This is a genomic window from Pseudomonas sp. RG1 (assembly GCF_025910115.1).
GTDB lineage: Bacteria > Pseudomonadota > Gammaproteobacteria > Pseudomonadales > Pseudomonadaceae > Aquipseudomonas > Aquipseudomonas atacamensis.
Window position 1 is genome coordinate 1 of record NZ_JAPCIK010000028.1, and the last position, 21,989, is coordinate 21,989.

Genomic DNA, 21,989 nt, shown 5'->3' on the forward strand with positions numbered 1-21,989 from the left:
CTCCCACCTTCGAAATGCAAGCCCGTGTGGGAGCGAGCCTGCTCGCGAAGAGGCCTGCCTGATCACCGCAAATCAATGAACCTGCTGCGACAAAAACAACAAGCTCAGGAGTCACACCGATGAAAACCGCTACCCTCGCCACCCGCCGCTGGTGGTACATCATGCCGATTGTGTTCATCACATATAGCCTGGCCTATCTCGATCGCGCCAACTACGGTTTTGCCGCCGCGTCGGGCATGGCCGAAGACCTGATGATCACGCCGGGCCTGTCCTCGCTGCTCGGCGCGCTGTTCTTTCTCGGCTACTTTTTCTTCCAGGTGCCCGGCGCGATCTACGCGCAAAAGCACAGCGTGAAGAAGCTGATTTTCGTCAGCCTGATTCTCTGGGGCGGGCTCGCCACCCTGACTGGCGTGGTATCCAACGCCTATTGGCTGATCGTCATTCGCTTCATGCTCGGCGTGGTCGAAGCGGCGGTGATGCCGGCGATGCTGGTCTATCTGTGCCATTGGTTCACCCGTGCCGAACGCTCGCGGGCCAACACTTTTCTGATCCTCGGCAACCCGGTAACCATGCTGTGGATGTCGGTGGTGTCGGGCTATCTGGTACAGCATTTCAGCTGGCGCTGGATGTTCATCATCGAAGGTCTGCCCGCAGTGTTGTGGGCGTTTATCTGGTGGCGTCTGGCCGATGATCGTCCGGCCCAGGCCAAGTGGCTCAATGAGCAGGAAAAACACGATCTGGAAAGCGCCCTCGCCGCAGAGCAGGTCGGCATCAAAGCCGTGAAGAACTACGCCGAGGCGTTCCGTTCGCCGAAGGTGATCATCCTGGCGCTGCAGTTTTTCTGCTGGAGCATCGGCGTCTACGGATTCGTTTTGTGGCTGCCATCGATCCTCAAGGCAGGCGCGCAAATGGACATGATCGAGGCTGGCTGGCTGTCGGCGCTGCCGTACCTGGCGGCCGTGCTGGGCATGCTCGCGGTGTCGTGGGGTTCGGACAAATTGCAGAAGCGCAAACGCTTCGTCTGGCCGCCGCTGCTGATCGCTTCGATTGCGTTTTATGGCTCGTATGCCTTGGGCGCCGAACATTTCTGGTGGTCGTACACGCTGCTGGTGATTGCCGGCGCCTGCATGTACGCGCCGTATGGGCCGTTTTTCGCCATCGTTCCCGAGATCCTGCCGGCCAACGTTGCCGGTGGCGCCATGGCGCTGATCAACAGCATGGGCGCGCTCGGCTCGTTCGGCGGTTCGTATCTGGTCGGCTACCTGAACAGCTCCACCGGCTCGCCCGGCGCTTCCTATTTATTGATGAGCGGCGCGTTGCTGTTGTCGGTGGTGCTGACGATTTTCCTCAAGCCCGGCGCCAGTGATCGCGTCGTCGCCAAAGCCGCCGCCACACCGCGTGTGCCGGCGCATTCCTGAAAGGACTTTTGCCATGAAAAAACAGGTCGTGCTGTACAAGAAACTTTCGCCCGCGCTAATGGCGCGCCTGCAAGAGCAGTTTGACGTAACGCTGATCGAAAGCCTCGACGCCGATGGCGTCATGCAATTGCGCGATGCCCTGCCCCGAGCCCACGGTTTGCTCGGCGCCAGCCTGAAACTGGATGCGGCGTTGCTGGATCTGGCGCCGCAACTGGAGGCGATTGCCAGCGTCTCGGTGGGTGTCGACAACTACGACATCGAGTATCTGAATCGGCGCAAGATTCTGCTGACCAACACCCCCGACGTGCTCACCGAAACCACCGCCGACACCGGTTTCGCCCTGATCCTCGCTGCCGCGCGGCGGGTGGTCGAACTGGCGAACATGGTCCGTGGCGGGCAGTGGAGCCGCAATATCGGCCCGGCGCATTTCGGCACCGATGTGCATGGCAAGACGCTGGGCATCATCGGCATGGGCCGCATCGGCGAGGCCCTGGCCCAGCGCGGGCATTTCGGTTTCGGCATGCCGGTGATCTACCACAGTCAGTCGCGCAAGCCGGCGGTCGAGGAGCGGTTCGCTGCGCAATATCGCAGCCTCGAAGAGTTGCTCCAGCAGGCCGATTTCATTTGCCTGACTTTGCCTCTGACGGCGCAGACCGAACGTTTGATCGGCGCGGAACAATTTGCGCTGATGCGGCCGGAAAGCATTTTCATCAATATCTCGCGGGGCAAAGTGGTCGATGAGGTGGCGATGATCGAGGCGTTGCGCAGCAAGCGCATTCGCGCGGCGGGGCTGGATGTGTTCGAGCGCGAGCCGTTGAATCATGATTCGCCATTGTTGCAGTTGAGCAATGTTGTGGCCACGCCGCACATGGGCTCGGCGACCCATGAGACGCGTGAAGCGATGGCGCGGTGTGCGGTGGAGAATCTGTTGGCGGCGTTGAATGGGCAGCGGCCGGCGAATCTGGTTAATCCTTGATACTGATCGTTCCCACGCTCAGCGTGGGAATGCAGCCCGGGACGCTCCGCTTCCCTTCCGAAAGCTGGAACGCGGAGCGTCCCTAGAGGCATTCCCACGCGGAGCGTGGGAACGATCAGCAAGGCGCCGGTTCAGGCAACACAAATCCATCAGGCACTGCGCGCCTGCAACAGCTGCACCGCACACAACGCAATCCGCGCGCAGGCATCCGCCAGTTTGACCCGATCCACCACCAGACCGATGCGAATATGCCCCGCCGCGCTCGGCCCGAACGCTTCGCCGGCCAGCACAGAGACGCCATAACGTTCCAGCAAGCGCTCGGCAAACGCCTGAGCGCCAAGGCCAGTCTGGCGCACATCGACCATCACGAACATGCCGCCATCCGGGCAAATCGGCTGCAACCCAGGGCAACCGTACAAACGTTCGCAGACCAGATCGCGGCGCAAGCGATACTCCTCGCGCATCTGCGTGACTTCCGGCAGATCGCTTTGCAGCGCCACTTGTGCGGCCTTCTGTACGAAATCCGGCAGACCGAAGAGCATGCTCAGCGACAGATTCACCAGATGCTCGGCCAAGGGTTTCGGGCCGATCATCCAGCCGATGCGCCAACCGGTCATCGCATGGGATTTCGACAGACTGTTGATCGTCGCGGTGCGCTCGGCCATGCCCGGCAGGCTCGCCGGGCTGACGTGCTCGCCTTCGTATAAAAGCTCGCTGTACACCTCATCGCTGATCAGCCACAGGTCATGGCGAATGCACAGCGCTGCCAGTTCCTGCCAGATCAGCAAGGGCAGACTCGCGCCGCTGGGATTGTTCGGGCTGTTGAGCAGCATCGCGCGAGTTCGCGGGGTAATGCGCGAGGCGACATCGGCGGGGTCGACACGAAAACCGTTCTCCGGGCGCACCGGCACGGCAATTACCTTGGCACCGCAAGCGCCAAACACTCCTTCGTAGGTAACGTACATGGGCTCGGCGACGATCACTTCATCGCCCGGATCGAGCAGACACTGCGCCACCGAATACACCGCGCATTGCGCGCCGGGCAGGACAATCACCTGATCAGGATCAACCCGTTGACCACTGCGCTGGCGATGACGCTCGGCAATCAGCCTGCGCAGCTCGAACCGCCCACGCACATCGGCGTAATGGGTGTCGCCGGCCAACAGGCTGTCAATCGCACCATGGACAATCGGCAACGGCGTATCGAAATCCGGATCGCCGACGCTCAACAACAAAACATCAACGCCGTCGGCGCGCAGTTCCAGCGCTCGGTCGTGAATCTGCCAGGCAGCGGCACCCTCCCCGGCGATTCGTTGGGTCAAGGCTGAATAGCGCATGTACGTCTCCTGTTAGCGCGGTTTCCAGCCTTCACCGTATCTCAAATCACGAAACGCGCCACCATGGCGTTCAAATCCACTGCCAGTCGCGACAGTTCGTGGGTCGCGGCGCTGGTCTGGTTGGCGCCGGCGGCCGATTGCGTGGCGAGGTCGCGAATGTTGACCAGGTTGCGATCGACTTCGCGGGAGACTTGCGCCTGCTCTTCCGAAGCGCTGGCGATAACCAGGTTGCGCTCGTTGATCTGGTGAATCGATTGCGTGATCTGCTCCAGCGCCACGCCGGCCGCGCGGGCCATTTCCAATGTGGACTGGGTGCGCTGATTGCTTTGCTGCATCGACGAAACCGCTTCTCCGGTACCGTTCTGGATGCCGGCGACCATTTTTTCGATTTCCTGAGTCGACTGCGCGGTGCGATGGGCCAAGGCGCGCACTTCGTCAGCCACCACGGCAAAACCACGGCCAGCCTCGCCGGCACGCGCCGCTTCAATTGCAGCGTTGAGCGCCAAGAGGTTGGTCTGTTCGGCGATGGCCCGAATCACGTCCAGCACCTTGCCAATGTCACGACCTTGCGCGGCGAGGCCTTCAATCATCTGCGCGGTGTTCTGCACGTCGTGAGTCATGGTCTGGATCGCGTCGACGGTTTTCACCACCTGATCGCGACCTTCGCGGGCGGCGTGGGTCGACTGGTTTGACGCTTCGGAAGTCGACACGGCGTTGCGCGCCACCTCTTCCACCGCAGCGGTCATCTCGTTGACGGCGGTGGCGGCCTGCTCGATTTCGTTGTTCTGCTGCTGCAGCCCGCGCGACGCTTCTTCGGTGACGGCGCTGAGTTCTTCGGCAGCGGCGCCCAGTTGCGTGGCGGAACCGGCGATCTGCTCGATGGTTTTGCGCAGGTTGGTCTGCATCGCCGCCAGGGCTTCGAGCAGGCGCGCCGGTTCGTCCTTGCCGTCGACTTCGATGGCTTTGCTGAGGTCACCGTCGGCAATGGTTTGCGCAGCGAGCACGGCGCGGTTGAGCGGTGTGACGATGCTGCGGGTCAGCAACCAGGCGAGCAACACGGTGGCCAGCGCCGCAATCACGGCGACGATGATGATCCCGGTGATGGCGCTGTCATAGTTTTCACCGGCCTTGGTGGCCGCCGCTCTGGCCCCGGCCGTATTCATGCCGATCAGCTTGTTGAGCTGCTCGCCCATCTGATCGGTGCCTTCCTTGATGCGCGTGTTGATCAACGCGCGCATCGCTTCCAGATCGCCCTTGCGCGATAGCTCAATCATCTGATTCTGCGCTTGCAGGTAATTATCGAGCGTCGTCGAAAACGTCTGGAAAACGGCGTGCTCTTCAGGACCTGCCGGCAACGCAGCGTAGCTGGCTTGCGCTTTGCGCACCTTGTCGACCAGCACCGCGATGCGGGTTTCTGCCTCTTGCAGGCTGGCCGGTTCGCGATTGACCAGCACACGGAACGAAAGAATGCGCATGCGCAGGACGTTCTCCGTGACCACACTGAGGTGGGTCACGCTTGGCAATTGGTTGGTGTCCATGTCGACCGACGCCTGACGAATGACCGTCATGCGGCTGACGGCGAACACGCCGAGGACAATCACCAGCAAGGCGATAAAGGCAAAACCGAGGAAAGCACGGGGCGCGATATTCAGATTACGCAGGGACATGGTCGGACTCTCGAAAGAAAGAAACTGCGAGCGTCCATGCCGTGAGCACTGGCCCATAGCGGGCGACAGTCCGGCAGCACTGAGTTGTGGTTTTGTGTGCGCCTGACCGTTGTATCGGCCAGGCTTGAGGAAGGTTTCGGGTCGGCGGTAAATATTTTTCAGGCTGAGGCGAGTTGCCAGACCCGGGCGATGTCGGTGGCGCGTTCACGCAGCAGGCGCGGGGCTTCGGCGCAGGCCTGTTCCAGAGTCATCGGTCCGCTGGTCACGGCGAACGCGGCGTCGATGCCGTGTTGATAGAGCGCCTGATAGCCCTCGCCCAAGGTCCCGGCAATCACAATCACCGGCACGGCGTATTGTTTGGCAACTCGCGCGACACCGAACGGCGTTTTGCCGCGCAGGGTCTGCGCATCGAAGCGGCCTTCGCCGGTAATCACCAGATCCGCACCTTTGACCGCGTCAGCGAGCCCGACCAGTTCCGCCACCACCTCGACGCCAGCCTGAAACTGCGCGCCGAGAAAAGCCTTGGCGGCAAATCCCAGACCACCCGCCGCACCGCTGCCCGGTTCATCGCGCACGTCCTTGCCCAATGCTTGCGCGCAAAGCTCGGCGAAGTGCCCCAGCGCGTGGTCGAGTCGCTCAACCTGCGCGGGCGATGCGCCCTTCTGCGGGCCGAAAATGGCCGACGCGCCGTGGGGGCCGCAGAGCGGATTGTTAACATCAGCGGCGATGTCGAAACGCACATTGGCCAGACGCGGATCAAGTCCATTCAGATCCAGCCGCGCCAGTTGCGCCAAGGCCAGGCCACCGGGCACCAACGGCTGATTTTGCCCATCCAGTAACTTCACGCCCAACGCCTGCATCGCCCCGGCACCGCCGTCATTGGTCGCACTGCCGCCAATTGCCAGAATCACCCGCTGCGCGCCGGCGTCCAGCGCTGCACGAATCAACTCACCGGTACCAAAAGTGCTGCTGATGCACGCATCGCGCTGCCCCGGTGGGACCAATTGCAGTCCACTGGCCTCGGCCATTTCGATGATCGCGGTGTGGTTGTGCGGCAGCCAGCCCCAGGCAGCATCGACCGGCGCGCCCAGTGGACCGCGCACACGGGTGCGGCGCAATTCACCTTCGCAGGCTGCGAGAATCGACTCGACCGTACCTTCGCCGCCATCGGCCATCGGGCATTTGATCAGCGTCGCCTGCGGCCAGACCTGGGCCAGTCCGAGGGCAATGGCTTCGGCAACGCCTTGGGCACTCAGGCTGTCCTTGAACGAGTCGGGGGCGATGACGATTTTCATGGGAATTCTCCGGTTGCATTGGCGTTCATGCTGCCAGTCCGCCTGCGCCTTGACGCCGGTCGGCTGCACAAGTGGCGTCGGCGTTTATTGTTCATTTCCACAAAAGGCTGGCGTTGGATGTTCCGGCCCCTTCGCGAGCAGGCTCGCTCCCACATTTTGAAATGCATTCCAAATGTGGGAGCGAGCCTGCTCGCGAAGGGGCCATTGAACACACCGATCAATTCGGATCAGTCTGCGGCAACAGCTGCACCCCCAGATACAACGCCAGCATCCCGTCCAGCTTCAACGGATCAACCCCGCTCAACTCGGCAATCCGTTCCATGCGATAGCGCAGGCTGTTGCGATGGATGCCCAACGCCTCGGCACAGGCCTGGCTCTGCCCGTCGTGCTCGCACCAACTGCGTAGCGTCGCCAGCAACTGGCCGTTGCTGTCCTTGGCGATAACCTTGCGCAGCGGCTTGAGCAGTTCGTCCAGCGCATCATCGTTGCGATGTCGCCATAGCATGACCGGCAAGCGATAACGATTGAGCGTCAGCAGTCTCGAATTCGGCAGCACGTCACGACCATACGCCAGCAAGTCGCCGACCCGTCGATAACAGCGGCGCAACCCGGCCAGGCCATCCGCCTGCCCGCCGACGGCGATGCGCAAAATCTTCCAGCCGAGGCCGTCGAGTTTTTCCAGCAGTCGATCGTGCTCGACGTTCTGGCTCGCCGGGCGACACCACAACAGCGAAGACTTCGCCGAACTCACGCACCAGCTGTCGGGATAACGCGAGGTCAGCCACGCACTCAGTGCCTCGACGGTTTGCCCCGGGCCGTGCTCAAGCCCCAGTTCAAACAGATACGGCACCCGGGTCAATTGCGGCTTGAGTCCAAGCTGCTGCGCCTCATCGATCAGGCGCGGCGAATCCCCCGCCTCGCTCAACAGCAAAGCCAGCAGATCATCGCAACGCTGCCGTCGCCACTGCTGCTCGGCCTGCTGATTGCGCTGGCCTACGAGCATTTCGGCGGTCATGCGCACCAGCTCGGCGTAGGTGCGCAATTGCTCCGGCTCGCCAGTGATGCCAAGCACGCCGATCAAGCGCTGATCGAGCAACAGCGGCAGGTTGATGCCCGGTTGCACGCCTTTGAGGTGCACCGCCGTCTGCGCATCGATTTCCACCACACGCCCGTTGGCCAGCACCAGTTGCGCGCCTTCATGCCGGGTGTTGATGCGCTCCGGTTCACCGCTGCCGAGGATCAGGCCCTGGCTGTCCATCACGTTGACGTTGTACGGCAAAATGGCCATGGCCCGGTCGACGATGTCCTGGGCAAGGTCGTGATCGAGTTCGAACATAGCGGCGGCAATCCTTCATTTCAGGCACGGACGGTTGTTCAGCCGCACAGGGTCTGGCGGCAAACCCTGTGCTCAGGCACAAAGACAATCCGGCCAAAGGTGGCCGAGACTCTCAGGGCGATCAACGTTACCCTTTGCATCGCAAAAAATCATAATAAAGAGAGAGCCGCTATGTCGCAGAGCGCCGCAGCTACCCAGACCATCGACGACGGTAAAAACGCCGTCTACAAACGCATCACCCTGCGTTTGATTCCCTTCATTTTCATCTGCTACCTGTTCAACTACCTCGACCGGGTCAACGTCGGCTTCGCCAAACTGCAGATGCTCGACGCACTGAAATTCAGCGAAACCGTATATGGCCTCGGCGCCGGCATCTTCTTCATCGGTTACGTGCTGTGCGGCGTGCCGAGCAACCTGGCATTGACCCGTTTCGGCCCACGGCGCTGGATTGCCTTGATGATGATCACCTGGGGCACGCTGTCGACCTGTCTGTTGTTCGTCACCACCCCGACCGAGTTCTACACCCTGCGCTTTTTCACCGGTGCCGCTGAAGCCGGGTTCTTCCCGGGCGTCGTGCTGTATCTCTCGCAGTGGTTCCCGACCTTCCGCCGTGGCCGGATCATGGCGTTGTTCATGTCGGCAATTCCGGTCTCCGGTCTGCTTGGCAGCCCGTTTTCCGGCTGGATCCTCAACCACTTCGCCGCCGGCCAAGGCGGCCTGGCCGGTTGGCAGTGGATGTTCCTGCTGCAAGGCATTCCGACGGTGATCCTCGGCGCACTGGCGTATTTCCTGTTGAGCGACAGCTTTGCCAACGCCAAATGGCTGACCGCCCCCGAACGTTCGGTGCTCGAAGCCGACCACGCCGAAGACCTCGCCAACAAACCGAAAACCGCCACCGACTCGCTGCTTGCGGTGTTCAAGAATCCTGCGATCTGGGCCTTCGGCCTGATCTATTTCTGCATCCAGAGCGGCGTGTACGCGATCAACTTCTGGCTGCCGTCGATCATCAAGAACCTCGGCTTCAGCGACAACCTGGTGATCGGCTGGCTAAGTGCGATTCCGTACCTGCTCGCGGCGGTGTTCATGCTGGTCGTCGGCCGCTCGGCGGACTTGCGCAAGGAGCGCCGCTGGCACTTGGTGGTGCCGATGCTGATGGGCGCTGTCGGTCTGGTGATCGCAGTGAATTTCGCAGCGAATCCGGCGATTGCGATTCTCGGCCTGACCATCGCGACCATGGGCGCACTGACTGGTCTGCCGATGTTCTGGCCGGTGCCGACCGCCATGCTGAGCGCGGGCGCGGCGGCTGGCGGTCTGGCGCTGATCAACTCGATGGGGCAGATGGCCGGGTTCCTCAGCCCGTATCTGGTGGGTTGGGTCAAGGACAGCACTGGCTCGACGGATGCGGCGTTGTATGTGCTGGCGGCGGTGATCGTTGGCGGGAGTATGCTGGCGTTGCGGATGACGCGGACGTTGCGGGCTTAATCAGAAGCGCAGATCAAAAGATCGCAGCCTTCGGCAGCTACTGTGGAATGCGTTCCCTGTAGGAACTGCCGAAGGTTGCGATCTTTTGCGTTTAAGCGGTGCAATCATGCATAGCGCCAGTCGACGCAACATCTATGCTGACTCTGCCGGCCGCTTCGCGCCCAGGCTCGCTCCCACAGGATTTGTGGCTCCTGGATGTGGGAAATAATGAGCATCCGCTCAATATTCAACACAAAAACCACGTATCCTGCGCGCCCCGTTCAACCATCACGTCGCGAGAACAGTTTGTCTAAAGGTATCGCTCTATCGGTTTCAGCCTCGGTGCTGTTTGCCGTCATGTATTACTACACGTCGCTGCTGACACCTCTGAGCGGCGTGGAAATCTTCGGCTGGCGCATGCTCCTGACCGTGCCGTGCATGACCGTGTTCATGCTGGTTTCCGGGGAATGGCGGCGGGTGCTGGAGCTGTTCCGATTGATGGCAGCCAGGCCGAAGCTGATCGCCGGGCTACTGGTTTCTTCCGCCCTCCTCGGCGTTCAACTGTGGCTGTTCATGTGGGCACCGCTCAATGACTACAGCCTGGATGTATCGCTGGGTTATTTCTTGTTGCCACTGGCGATGGTGCTGACCGGGCGGATTGCCTATGGCGAGAGCCTGTCTTACCTGCAGAAAATCGCCGTATTTTTCGCCAGCCTCGGCGTGTTGAACGAGTTGTATCAGGTGGGTGGTTTTTCCTGGGCGACGCTGGTGGTCGTGGTCGGTTATCCGCTGTACTTCGTACTGCGCAAATACCTGAAAACCGACAACCTCGGTGGCCTGTGGGTCGACATGACCCTGATGCTGCCGGTCGCTTACTGGTTTGTGCAGGGCGGCGAACAGGGCTTGGCCGTTTTCGATCAATATCCTGGACTGATGTGGCTGATTCCGCTGCTCGGCCTGATCAGCGCTTCCGCGCTGGTGGTGTACATCATCGCCAGCCGCTTGCTGCCGTTCAGTCTGTTTGGTTTGTTGAGTTATGTTGAACCGGTGTTGTTGCTTGCGGTGGCGTTGTTGCTGGGAGAAAGCATCAAGTCGGGCGAGTGGCTGACTTACATCCCGATCTGGCTGGCGGTTGTGGTGCTGGTGTTCGAGGGCTTCAAACACTTGACGCGCCAACGCCGCTCTTGAATGCAACACAAGACAAATGTGGGAGCGAGCCTGCTCGCGAAGTCGTCAGACCAGTCAACATGACTGTTGAATGAAAGTCCGCATTCGCGAGCAGGCTCGCTCCCACAGGTTTTTTATGAAGCAAAAAAATCCCGGCCCTGCATTTCTGCAGGCCGGGATTTTTTCATTTGAGATTACTCGGTGGTCAGCACACCACGACGCACCTGGTCACGCTCGATCGATTCGAACAGAGCCTTGAAGTTGCCCTCGCCGAAACCGTCGTCACCCTTGCGCTGGATGAATTCGAAGAACACCGGCCCCATCAGGGTTTCCGAGAAGATCTGCAGCAGCAGACGCTTGTCGCCCTGCTCCGAGGCACCGTCGAGCAGGATGCCGCGTGATTGCAGCTGATCGACCGGCTCGCCGTGGTTCGGCAGGCGACCTTCAAGCATTTCGTAGTAGGTGTCCGGCGGCGCGGTCATGAAGCGCATGCCGATTTTCTTCAGCTGATCCCAGGTCTTGATCAGGTCGTCGGTGAGGAACGCAACGTGCTGGATGCCCTCGCCGTTGAACTGCATCAGGAACTCTTCGATCTGCCCGGCGCCCTTGGACGACTCTTCGTTGAGCGGGATGCGGATCATGCCATCCGGTGCGGTCATGGCTTTCGAAGTCAGACCGGTATACTCGCCTTTGATGTCGAAGTAACGGATTTCACGGAAGTTGAACAGCTTCTCGTAGAAGTTCGCCCAGTAGGCCATGCGACCGCGATAAACGTTGTGAGTCAGGTGATCGATAATCTTCAAGCCGGCGCCAACCGGGTTGCGATCAACACCTTCGATGAACACGAAGTCGATGTCGTAGATCGAGCTGCCTTCGCCGAAACGGTCGATCAGATACAGTGGCGCGCCGCCGATGCCTTTGATCGCCGGCAGGTTAAGCTCCATCGGACCGGTTTCGATGTGGATCGGCTGAGCGCCGAGTTCGAGTGCGCGGGAATAGGCTTTCTGCGAATCCTTGACGCGAAACGCCATGCCGCAAACGGACGGGCCGTGTTCGGCGGCGAAGTACGAGGCGACGCTGTTGGGTTCGTTATTGAGGATCAGATTGATCGCGCCCTGACGATAGAGGTGCACGTTCTTGGAACGGTGGGTCGCGACTTTGGTGAAGCCCATGATCTCGAAGATCGGCTCCAGCGTGCCGGGAGTCGGCGCTGCGAACTCGATGAACTCAAAGCCCATCAGGCCCATTGGGTTTTCGTATAAATCTGCCATGGTGACGCCTCATCATTTCTTATCAATTAACCAGGGTTATTTGTCAGGAAAGTGATGTAGAGGGAGGCGCACAGGAGATGCCACGCACGCTGCGCGCGAGGAAATCTCCGTAGATCAGTTGGAACCCGAATATCTTCATTGTCGACCCAAGGCTCTTGCGGGCGAGGCTTCTGCTGCCAGAAGACGATTATTATTGTATGCGTAAATCGATTCTACACAGCGTAACGTGACCTGTCTGCCCTCTGTATAAAATCCGCTTTTTTTCGTACGGCGCAATAGCCATCTGCGATCTATTCTCCCCTCTGGCTCAATTGTCTATCGGGCCGGACTTCGACTCCACAGGATGTGCCATGCCGCTGACCCGCAGACCCCGCCGCAAACGCAGCACCCGAATCGCCGTGACTGTGCTCAGCGGTCTGCTGCCGATCGTGCTGGGCAGTGGGATTCTTTATATGCAGGCAGAACGCACACTGCAGCAAAGTGCCGGGGAGACGGCCGAACAAGCGCTGCGACAGTTCGATCTGATGCTCGATAACACGGCAGAAGCCGCTCGGGTCCTGCTGCCGCTTGCCGGGAAAAATTGCGAAGAGGTGAAACTGGCCCTGCGCGAACAAGTGACCCGCCGCCCCTTCGTACGCTCGACCAATCTGGTCTGGGACAACAATCTCTACTGCAGCTCACTCTTCGGGGCGTTCCAGGAAGCCGTCAATGCCGGGGACTATCATCAAGGCAAACTGTGGTTGATGAACGGCAATCCGGTGACGCCTGATACGGCATTGTTGATCTACCGTCTCAGCGACGGTCGCGGTGGCGCATTGACCACTCTGGATGGCTATCACTTGAGCAACATCCTGCGCCTGATCGGCCGCCAGACATTACTGACGTTGCAAGTGGGCGATAACTGGCTGTCCGCCGACGGCAAAGTTCATCAGGGATCACTGCCTGCCCCGCCGGTCGCGCACAGCCTGCTGGAATCCGAGCGTTACGGCTTCAAAGTGTCGGCGGGTTTCCCCAAGGGCGAAGTCCGGCGTTACATGGCGGCTGAATACCCTCCGCTGTTCAGTCTGTTGATTTTCTTCGGTGCAATTTCCGGTGCCATTGGCCACTTCGTTCAGAAGCGATCGACCTCGCCCAGCCACGAAATGATGCGCGCACTCGAGGCCGGGGAATTCATTCCGTACTTCCAGCCCGTGGTTCACGGCGACAGCAAGCGATGGTCGGGTGCCGAAGTGCTGATGCGCTGGAATCACCCGAAAGAGGGGCTGGTACGCCCGGATCTGTTCATTCCATTTGCCGAGCACTCAGGTCTGATCGTGCCGATGACCCGCGCGCTGATGCAACAGACTGCGGCCCTGCTGGGACCGCACTCTGTGAACTTCGCCAAGCCTTTCCATATCGGCATCAACATCAGCGCCAGCCACTGCCAGGATCTGGAGCTGGTCGAAGATTGTCGTGACCTCTTGGCGGCGTTTGCGCCCGGCAGCGTCGAACTGGTGCTGGAATTGACGGAGCGCGAACTGATCGAGCCGAGCGACATCACGCTTAAGCTGTTTGAGCAATTGCATGCACTGGGAGTAAAAATCGCGATCGACGACTTTGGTACCGGGCACTCGAGCCTTGGTTATCTGCGCACCTTCAACGTCGACTTTCTAAAGATCGATCAGAGCTTCGTGGCCATGATCGGTGTAGACGCGTTATCGAGGCATATTCTCGACTCCATCATTGAACTGTCGGCCAAACTGGACTTGGGCATTGTTGCCGAAGGTGTCGAAACTCAGGCCCAGGCTGATTACCTGACCGAGCATAACGTTAACTTTTTGCAGGGCTATTTGTACGGTAGACCGATGCCTGGCGCTGATTTCCTCGAAGCATTAACTCATCATTAAATCGCCGACACTGCCCGCCGAACAACCGCACCAAATTGATACAAAAAGTCATTGTTGTTACATGGCGACAACATCAGGATTTACTCTTGTCGCATTAACTACTACAATTTTTTCAACCTGAGCCAGACTGGCAGGTGAGCCAATTATCACCGAGTCGCTTCCAGGCTCTTGGCTTATAGCTTTGTTTGCGGTTGGTATCAGCCAAACACACTATTGGAGTAAAGATATTGTCCAGACTCGCTGAATTTCGCGCAGCTGAAAAGGCCCTTCAGGAACAGCTCAAACAGCTGGAATCGCTGAAGAACGATGCCGGGCTGAAGAAAGAAATCGAATTCGAAGAAAAGCTCCAGGGACTGATGAAAACCTATGGCAAAGGCCTGAAAGACATCATCGCCATCCTTGATCCAAACCCGGCAAAGTCAGGCCTGCAGCAGTCCGCAGCGCCCAAGACCCGCCGCGCCCGGGTGGTCAAGGTTTATCAGAACCCGCACACTGGCGAGCTGATCGAAACCAAGGGCGGCAACCATCGCGGTCTGAAAGCCTGGAAAGAGCAGTACGGTGCAGCCACTGTGGATTCATGGTTGCGCGGTTAATCTGACGCCAACAAAAAGCCCTGCCTGATGCAGGGCTTTTTTATTGACAATATCTAACAAATGAAATGATTTTCATCGAACAAGTTGGAAATTTGTGTAACGCTTCTGAATCATCAGGCTAAACATTTTGCTGCGCGATGTTACCTCGAGCGCTTGATCAAACTATGTGCTTAATCCTTTCCGGTAAGCGGACTGCTGCGAGTTAGTACGAACGTTTATAATTTCAGGCTGTTGCGCGCCGCTTCTATATCGTCGACGCTCGCCTTATAAACCTCGGCCTGTCCGGCATATGAAAGTACGTAAGCCTTGTCTGTTTCCACAGCTGCCACCAACGTTTGTGATAATACGTGTCGACCGTTCTCGGTGACCGTGCAGGTCGTCTCCAGCCCGGACAATGAGCCGAGCGCAGCCGGATGAATTCTGTTGCAGACGCTCTGATAACCACTGCGGAAGAAATCCTTCTGGATTGATTTGCGCATTTCCAGCAGCACGCCTTGCAAATTGACCTGATGCCCCGCCTCCACTTGCGTCATCGTCAACTCCATCACCATCACCTGATTGCCATCAGCATCGAGCTTCACCGCCCGTTGCCGCGAGACTGGCGGCGCGGTTTCCGGCAATGCTTCAACCTCCCAGCCCGTCGGCCAAGTGATACTTGGTTCGGCCATTACGGGTAAAACCACAGCCGACGACAAAGCAAAAAAAACAAACACGGATTTCAACAGTCGGATCATTGCCGGACGCACTCATGGATAGAAAGCAAAGTCTGAGCCCCGCCTTCGCGCAGGGCAAGCCCGCCTTGCATTTGGCGATGCCGGCCGGCATGCGTATCATTGCGCCCATTCACTCGCCCATTGTTATTGGAGGGCCCATGAGCCTCAACGAACTGAACACTTTCCCCGGCGTGACTGCCACGCCAGACAGCGCAACCCGCAACTTCGTGTTCAACCACACCATGCTGCGCGTGAAGGACATCACCAAGTCGCTGGATTTCTACACCCGCGTACTGGGTTTCTCGCTGGTCGAGAAGCGTGATTTCCCGGAAGCCGAGTTCAGCCTGTACTTCCTCGCGCTGGTCGATAAATCACAGATCCCGTCCGACGACGCTGCGCGTACCGAATGGATGAAATCGATTCCAGGCATTCTGGAATTGACCCACAACCACGGCACCGAAAACGATGCCGACTTCGCCTATCACAACGGCAACACCGACCCGCGTGGCTTTGGTCACATTTGCATTTCGGTGCCGGACATCGTCGCAGCGTGTGCACGCTTTGAAGAGCTGGGTTGCGATTTCCAGAAGCGTCTGACCGATGGCCGGATGAAGAGCCTGGCATTTATCAAGGATCCGGATGGTTACTGGGTTGAAATCATTCAGCCTGCGCCGCTGTAAAAGCTGAAAGCCCCTCACCCTAGCCCTCTCCCAGAGGGAGAGGGGACTGATTGCGGGATGTTGGAGAATTACGCCGACTTGAACGATTGGCGGTGAATCCATAATCGACCGGCTCTCTCAGGTCGATGGATGACTTCAGACACCTCGGTCGGCTCCCTCTCCCTCGGGAGAGGGTTGGGGTGAGGGGTGGCTTTCCACGCGCAATAAAAAACCCATGATCGCTCATGGGTTTTTTCGTATTCGACCTGGCAGTTACGCCGGGGCCGAAGTCCGGATCAAGTGATCGAACGCGCTCAGAGAAGCCTTGGCGCCCTCGCCCACTGCGATCACGATCTGCTTGTACGGCACCGTCGTCACGTCACCCGCTGCGAAAATCCCCGAGATCGAAGTCTCGCCACGATTATCGACAATGATCTCGCCACGCGGCGACAGCTCGATGGTGCCCTTCAGCCAATCGGTGTTCGGCAGCAGACCGATCTGCACGAAGATGCCTTCCAGCTCAACCGTGCGCAGCTCATCTGTGGTGCGATCCTTGTAACGCAGACCGTTCACCTTCTCGCCATTGCCGGTGACTTCAGTGGTTTGCGCACTGGTGATCACGGTGACGTTCGGCAGGCTGTGCAGCTTGCGTTGCAGCACGGCATCGGCGCGCAGTTGTACGTCGAATTCCAGCAGCGTTACGTGCGACACGATACCGGCCAGATCGATGGCCGCTTCAACGCCGGAGTTACCGCCGCCGATCACCGCTACGCGCTTGCCTTTGAACAGCGGACCGTCGCAGTGCGGGCAGTACGCCACGCCTTTATTGCGGTATTCCTGCTCACCCGGAACGTTCATTTCGCGCCAGCGTGCGCCGGTCGCCAGGATCACGCTTTTGGCTTTCAGAGTTGCGCCACTGGCGAAGTGGACTTCGTGCAACTCGCCATTCTTGCCCGGGATCAGCTTGTCGGCGCGTTGCAGGTTCATGATGTCGACGTCGTACTGCTTGACGTGTTCTTCCAGCGCCGTGGCCAGTTTCGGCCCTTCGGTTTCCTGCACGGAAATGAAGTTCTCGATGGCCATGGTATCGAGCACCTGACCGCCGAAACGCTCAGCCGCGACACCGGTGCGGATGCCTTTACGTGCGGCATAAATAGCCGCCGAGGCACCGGCCGGGCCACCGCCGACGACCAGCACGTCAAAGGCTTCCTTGGCGCTGATTTTCTCGGCCTGACGCTCAATCGCGCCGGTGTCGAGTTTGGCGAGGATTTCCTCCAGGCCCATGCGGCCCTGGCCGAAGTTTTCGCCGTTGAGGTAGATGCTCGGCACGGCCATGATCTTGCGATCGTTGACTTCGTCCTGGAACAGCGCGCCGTCGATGGCGACGTGGCGGATGTTCGGGTTGAGCACGGCCATCAGGTTCAGCGCCTGGACGACGTCCGGGCAATTCTGGCAAGACAGCGAGAAGTAAGTCTCGAAGCTGAACTCGCCTTTGAGCGAGCGAATCTGCTCGATGACTTCAACGCTGGCCTTCGACGGGTGGCCACCGACTTGCAGCAGCGCCAACACCAGCGAGGTGAATTCGTGGCCCATTGGAATGCCGGCGAAACGCAGGCTGATGTCGGCTCCAGGGCGATTGATCGAGAACGATGGCTTGCGGGCATCGTCACCGCTGTCGATCAGGGTAATTAGGCTCGAAAGACTGGCAACGTCTTTCAGCAGGTCCAGCATTTCACGGGATTTCGCACCGTCGTCGAGGGATGCAACGATCTCGATCGGTTGGGTGACCCGTTCCAGGTACGATTTCAACTGGGCTTTAAGATTGGCGTCCAACATACGGGCGATTTCCTTTATTTGAGGCGAAAAAAAGCCCGAGCGAATCTCGCCCGGGCATTTTTATTGGGCGGTGCAGCTAACTTAAGAAGGTGCGGCGTGCCGCCCTGCGTTGCATGTCACAGACTTAGATCTTGCCGACCAGGTCCAGCGACGGAGCCAGAGTGGCCTCGCCTTCTTTCCACTTGGCCGGGCAAACTTCGCCTGGGTGTGCAGCGACGTACTGAGCAGCCTTGATCTTGCGCAGCAGCTCGGAAGCGTCACGGCCAACGCCGCCATCGTTCAGTTCAACGATTTTGATCTGGCCTTCAGGGTTGATCACGAAGGTACCACGGTCAGCCAGACCAGCTTCTTCGATCAGCACGTCGAAGTTGCGCGAGATGACGTGGGTCGGGTCGCCGATCATGGTGTATTCGATTTTGCCGATGGCTGGCGAAGTGTTGTGCCAGGCAGCGTGAGCAAAGTGGGTGTCGGTCGAAACGCTGTAGATTTCCACGCCCAGCTTCTTGAACTCAGCGTAGTTATCGGCCAGGTCTTCCAGCTCGGTTGGGCACACAAAGGTGAAGTCGGCTGGGTAGAAGAACACAACGGACCACTTGCCTTTCAAGTCAGCATCCGAGACTTGAACGAAGTCGCCGTTTTTGAACGCGGTAGCTTTGAACGGTTTTACTTGGCTGTTGATGATAGGCATCGATGACTCTCCGTCAGGGGTTATGAAGTTGATGGGTGAATCCTACCCACTCACTCGACGGAAGGCTCATTGGCAAACCTGATACTGCTGATTTGTTTTCGCTATTAGCTGGCTGTATTAATAGAAGAAAACGATCTCTACGGTTGATCCGGTTTATCCATAATCCGAGCCATTCCCTGGAATGGGCTGACCTCAACATAGCGCATGGCGGATTTCATGTCTTTCCAGCCGACGTAACTCATCAGCGATTTAAGATCCCAGCCGCTTTGATGCGCCCAAGTGGCAAAGCCACGCCGCAGCGAATGACTGGTGTAGTTCGCGGCGGCAATCCCGGCGCGCTGCAACGCCTGGCGCAACAAGGGAATGATGCTGTTGGCGTGCAAGCCCTCCTCGCTCAGATTGCCCCAACGATCAATGCTGCGGAATACCGCGCCGCGTACCAGCGCCGCCTCCGTGATCCAGTCGATGTAAGCCTGCACCGGACACAGCTTGAGCAGCGCCGGGGCCTGATAGGTCTGCCCGAGGTTTTCCCGGTCGCCCTTGCTGCGCGGCAAATACAAAGTGATGCCCTTGCCAGCACTCGCCTGCACATGCTCGATCTGCAAACGACATAACTCATCGCTGCGAAAGCCGCGCCAGAAGCCCAGCAAAATCAGCGCGCGGTCCCGATAAGCCTTGAGCAAGGTCGGGCGATCCTGTTCTTGCCGCGCGGTGTGCGCTTCCTGCTCCAACCAATCGATCACGCGTTGCAAATCCTGCAGTTGCAACGGCTCGGCCTGTTTTTCCTGTGCCGGATGCAGAGCACGAATGCCCTTGAACACCTTGCGCACCACTGGCGCCTTTGTCGGATCGGCAAAACCCTGACTGTTGTGCCACTGCGCCAGTGCCGACAGACGCAGCTTCAGAGTGTTGATCGACAGCACGCCAGCGTGCTCCACCAGATAGCGCGCAACGCTGTCGGCAGTAGCCGGGAGAAATCCGCCCCACGTTACCTCGAAGTGCTCAATGGCCATGCGATAGCTGCGGCGGGTGTTGTCCCGGGTGGCGGCTTGCAGATATCGATCGATGTCGCTCATGGCAGTTTTCTCGATGGCGTACGGGTTCACTCATGCAGTTGCGCATTTTGCCGCCTGACATTGGGTAATACCAGTATATCCCGCCTGTTTTATTTCAAATGTTTACCTATATTTTTAGCATGGTACACTGCGTACTTTAGTGGCATGTACCACAGTACGTAACCGTAGGAGTTCACATGGCCCGTGGCGGCATTACCAAAGCACTGGTGCAAATCGCACGCACAGCGATCCTGGCTCGCGGCGAACACCCAAGCATCGATGCAGTACGCATCGAAATGGGCAACACCGGCTCGAAAACCACGATCCATCGCTATCTGAAAGAACTGGATGACGGCGCCCAACCAATAGAAGCGTCAGCAGAGCCGATCGATGACGAACTGACCGCTCTGGTTTCTCGCCTCGCCCAGCGCCTGAAAGAACAGGCTCAGGAGCCCATCGAGCAAGCCCGCGAACAGTTCGAGGAGCAACGCGAAGCACTGGAAGCCGAGCTGAAACAGGTTCGCCAGGCGCTGGAAAAACTCGAACACGACCACGACATTCAGGGCGCCGCCCTGCAACGCGAATCCGAAGCGCTGAGCAACACCCGCTCGATGCTGCAGACCGAACAGACGCGCAATGCCGGCCTCAACCAGGCATTGGCCGATTTTGAATTGCGCTTGCAGGACAAGGACGAACAGATCCGCTCGCTGGAAGAAAAACACCTGCACGCCCGCGATGCGCTGGAGCATTACCGTAACGCCACCAAGGAACAGCGCGAGCAGGAACAGGCCCGCCACGAAGGGCAAATCCAGCAGATCCAGGCCGAACTGCGTCAAGCCCAGCAGAGTGCATTGGTGCGTCAGGATGAGATCACACAGTTGCACCGCGACAACGAACGCCTGCTTACCGAAAACCGTGGCACCCAGCGCGAGCTGAATCTGGTGCAGGATCAGCTCAAGCAGAGCAATCAGCGGCAGGATCAATTGCTCGAGCAGGCGACGCGCATGGACAGCGAGCGCACCCTCCTCCAGGAACGTCTGCGCGTCGCGACGCTGGAAAGTCAGGCACTCAAGCAGAGCGTAGACGAGCAGACGCAGCTCAATCAGTCACTGGAAAAGGAATTGCTCAAAGCACAGGCGAGCCTTGAGGACAGCCAGCGTCTGGCGGCTGCCGTTGCGGCAGCGCCAGATTCGACCAAAGCGAAGGACGCTTAAGCGCTGACCGGCGTGCGCATGGTCACAAACTCTTCGGCAGCCGTCGGGTGCACCCCGATGGTGTCGTCGAAGTCGCGCTTGGTCGCGCCGGCTTTCAAGGCGATCGCCAGACCTTGCACGATCTCGCCAGCGTCCGGGCCGACCATGTGGCAGCCAAGCACCTTGTCGGTCTTGGCGTCGACCACCAGCTTCATCAGGGTTTTCTCCTGACAGTCAGTCAGGGTCAGCTTCATCGGGCGGAAGCGGCTTTCGAAGATCACCACTTCGTGGCCACATTCGCGCGCTTCTTCTTCGCTCAAACCGACTGTGCCGATGTTCGGCAGGCTGAACACGGCGGTCGGGATCATCTTGTAGTCCACCGGGCGGTATTGCTCCGGCTTGAACAGACGCCGCGCCACAGCCATGCCTTCGGCTAGCGCGACCGGTGTCAGCTGCACGCGACCAATGACGTCGCCCAGCGCCAGAATCGACGGCTCGGTGGTTTGATACTCGTCGTCGACTTTGATGAAGCCCTTATCATCGAGCTGAACATCGGTATTTTCCAGGCCCAGATTGTCCAGCATCGGACGCCGACCGGTGGCGTAGAACACGCAATCAGCTTCGAGTACACGACCATCCTTGAGCGTCGCTTTCAAGCTACCGTCGGCCTGTTTGTCGATGCGTGCGATGTCGGCATTGAATTGCAGATCGAGGCCGCGCTTGGTCAATTCTTCTTGCAGGTGCTTGCGCACCGCCCCATCGAAACCACGCAGGAACAGATCACCGCGATACAGCAGCGTGGTGTTGGCGCCGAGACCATGGAAAATCCCAGCAAACTCGACGGCGATATAACCGCCACCCACCACCAGCACACGCTTGGGCAGCTCTTTGAGGAAGAACGCCTCGTTCGAACCGATCGCGTGCTCGTGCCCCGGGATTTCAGGGATCTGCGGCCAGCCGCCAGTCGCGATCAGGATATTCTTGGCGGTGTAGCGTTCGCCGTTGACCTCAACCTCGTGCGGCCCAACGATTTTCGCGTGCGCCTCGTGCAGGGTCACGCCGCTGTTGACCAGCAGATTGCGATAAATGCCGTTGAGGCGATTGATCTCGCGATCCTTGTTGGCGATCAGCGTGGCCCAGTCGAAGTTGGCCTCGCCCAGGTTCCAGCCAAAACCGGACGCCTGCTCGAAGTCCTCGGCAAAGTGCGCGCCGTAGACCAGCAGCTTTTTCGGCACGCAACCGACGTTGACACAGGTGCCACCCAGGTAACGGCTCTCGGCCACCGCCACTTTCGCCTCGAAGCCGGCGGCAAACCGCGCAGCTCGCACACCGCCGGAACCGGCACCAATCACATAAAGGTCAAAATCGTAGGCCATTTCTATCTCCTCGGCAGGCCATCAGCATACCCGCAGTCATCCATTGGGCAAGCACTGCCATC

18 protein-coding genes are annotated in these 21,989 nt (G+C 59.1%); 8 read left to right on the forward strand and 10 right to left on the reverse strand.

The annotated features are described in order from the left end of the window. Positions 1–119 precede the first annotated feature (119 nt). Both OK411_RS16080 and OK411_RS16085 read left to right on the forward strand, forming a co-directional pair. Positions 120–1,418 (forward strand): MFS transporter, encoded by a 1,299-nt coding sequence (locus tag OK411_RS16080; protein ID WP_122603692.1) that lies wholly within the window; start codon positions 120–122, stop codon positions 1,416–1,418. Between the two features lie 13 nt (positions 1,419–1,431). Then, positions 1,432–2,394, forward strand: a complete 963-nt coding sequence (locus OK411_RS16085; protein WP_264365353.1) for a 2-hydroxyacid dehydrogenase — start codon at positions 1,432–1,434, stop codon at positions 2,392–2,394. Between the two features lie 149 nt (positions 2,395–2,543). Here the strand turns inward: OK411_RS16085 and OK411_RS16090 are convergent, their stop codons facing one another. From OK411_RS16090 to OK411_RS16105, 4 genes are all read right to left on the reverse strand, one after another. Further along, a complete protein-coding gene (locus OK411_RS16090) occupies positions 2,544–3,731 on the reverse strand; it encodes a pyridoxal phosphate-dependent aminotransferase (protein WP_264365354.1) in 1,188 nt (395 codons plus the stop codon). A 41-nt stretch (positions 3,732–3,772) separates the two neighbouring features. Next, positions 3,773–5,398 (reverse strand): methyl-accepting chemotaxis protein, encoded by a 1,626-nt coding sequence (locus OK411_RS16095; RefSeq protein WP_264365355.1) that lies wholly within the window; start codon positions 5,396–5,398, stop codon positions 3,773–3,775. A gap of 158 nt (positions 5,399–5,556) precedes the next feature. After that, positions 5,557–6,693 (reverse strand): glycerate kinase, encoded by a 1,137-nt coding sequence (locus tag OK411_RS16100; RefSeq protein ID WP_136492576.1) that lies wholly within the window; start codon positions 6,691–6,693, stop codon positions 5,557–5,559. Positions 6,694–6,910: 217 nt separating this feature from the next. Next, positions 6,911–8,029 (reverse strand): sugar diacid recognition domain-containing protein, encoded by a 1,119-nt coding sequence (locus tag OK411_RS16105; RefSeq protein WP_122506803.1) that lies wholly within the window; start codon positions 8,027–8,029, stop codon positions 6,911–6,913. A gap of 171 nt (positions 8,030–8,200) precedes the next feature. On the opposite strand from OK411_RS16105, the gene OK411_RS16110 reads away from it, so the two are divergent. Together OK411_RS16110 and rarD are read left to right on the forward strand one after the other, a co-directional pair. After that, positions 8,201–9,511: an MFS transporter gene (locus OK411_RS16110; RefSeq protein ID WP_264365356.1), complete on the forward strand. Its 1,311-nt coding sequence runs from the start codon at positions 8,201–8,203 to the stop codon at positions 9,509–9,511. 285 nt (positions 9,512–9,796) lie between these two features. Continuing rightward, on the forward strand, positions 9,797–10,678 hold the full coding sequence (gene rarD / locus OK411_RS16115; protein ID WP_071172591.1) for an EamA family transporter RarD: 882 nt from the start codon (positions 9,797–9,799) through the stop codon (positions 10,676–10,678). A 173-nt stretch (positions 10,679–10,851) separates the two neighbouring features. Here the strand turns inward: rarD and hppD are convergent, their stop codons facing one another. Next, positions 10,852–11,928, reverse strand: coding sequence for a 4-hydroxyphenylpyruvate dioxygenase (hppD, locus tag OK411_RS16120; protein WP_016774910.1), 1,077 nt, complete (start codon positions 11,926–11,928; stop codon positions 10,852–10,854). A gap of 350 nt (positions 11,929–12,278) precedes the next feature. Between hppD and OK411_RS16125 the strand changes: the two genes are divergently transcribed. Together OK411_RS16125 and OK411_RS16130 are read left to right on the forward strand one after the other, a co-directional pair. Further along, on the forward strand, positions 12,279–13,814 hold the full coding sequence (locus tag OK411_RS16125; protein WP_264365357.1) for an EAL domain-containing protein: 1,536 nt from the start codon (positions 12,279–12,281) through the stop codon (positions 13,812–13,814). A gap of 227 nt (positions 13,815–14,041) precedes the next feature. After that, the gene (locus OK411_RS16130) at positions 14,042–14,407 is read left to right on the forward strand and encodes a histone-like nucleoid-structuring protein, MvaT/MvaU family (RefSeq protein ID WP_016774912.1); all 366 of its coding nucleotides are present in this window, start codon (positions 14,042–14,044) and stop codon (positions 14,405–14,407) included. Between the two features lie 215 nt (positions 14,408–14,622). Here the strand turns inward: OK411_RS16130 and OK411_RS16135 are convergent, their stop codons facing one another. Further along, positions 14,623–15,141 carry a DUF4946 domain-containing protein gene (locus tag OK411_RS16135; RefSeq protein WP_136492573.1) on the reverse strand — a complete coding sequence of 173 codons (519 nt, stop codon included), beginning with the start codon at positions 15,139–15,141 and terminating at the stop codon, positions 14,623–14,625. 137 nt (positions 15,142–15,278) lie between these two features. Here OK411_RS16135 and gloA point away from each other — a divergent pair, with 137 nt between their 5' ends. Beyond that, a complete protein-coding gene (gene gloA / locus OK411_RS16140; protein ID WP_130899875.1) occupies positions 15,279–15,800 on the forward strand; it encodes a lactoylglutathione lyase in 522 nt (173 codons plus the stop codon). Positions 15,801–16,052: 252 nt separating this feature from the next. Here the strand turns inward: gloA and ahpF are convergent, their stop codons facing one another. The 3 genes from ahpF to OK411_RS16155 form a co-directional block, all read right to left on the reverse strand. Beyond that, positions 16,053–17,615, reverse strand: a complete 1,563-nt coding sequence (gene ahpF / locus OK411_RS16145; protein WP_217848962.1) for an alkyl hydroperoxide reductase subunit F — start codon at positions 17,613–17,615, stop codon at positions 16,053–16,055. Between the two features lie 124 nt (positions 17,616–17,739). Continuing rightward, entirely contained in the window at positions 17,740–18,303 is a 564-nt protein-coding gene (gene ahpC / locus OK411_RS16150) for an alkyl hydroperoxide reductase subunit C (protein WP_016774916.1), read from the reverse strand. A 137-nt stretch (positions 18,304–18,440) separates the two neighbouring features. Further along, positions 18,441–19,379: a site-specific integrase gene (locus OK411_RS16155; RefSeq protein ID WP_129999438.1), complete on the reverse strand. Its 939-nt coding sequence runs from the start codon at positions 19,377–19,379 to the stop codon at positions 18,441–18,443. A gap of 176 nt (positions 19,380–19,555) precedes the next feature. Between OK411_RS16155 and OK411_RS16160 the strand changes: the two genes are divergently transcribed. Then, positions 19,556–20,572 carry a DNA-binding protein gene (locus OK411_RS16160; RefSeq protein ID WP_136492570.1) on the forward strand — a complete coding sequence of 339 codons (1,017 nt, stop codon included), beginning with the start codon at positions 19,556–19,558 and terminating at the stop codon, positions 20,570–20,572. Here OK411_RS16160 and gorA read toward each other — a convergent pair. After that, positions 20,569–21,927, reverse strand: a complete 1,359-nt coding sequence (gene gorA, locus OK411_RS16165) for a glutathione-disulfide reductase (protein ID WP_217878310.1) — start codon at positions 21,925–21,927, stop codon at positions 20,569–20,571. The genes OK411_RS16160 and gorA overlap by 4 nt on opposite strands. Positions 21,928–21,989 lie beyond the last annotated feature (62 nt).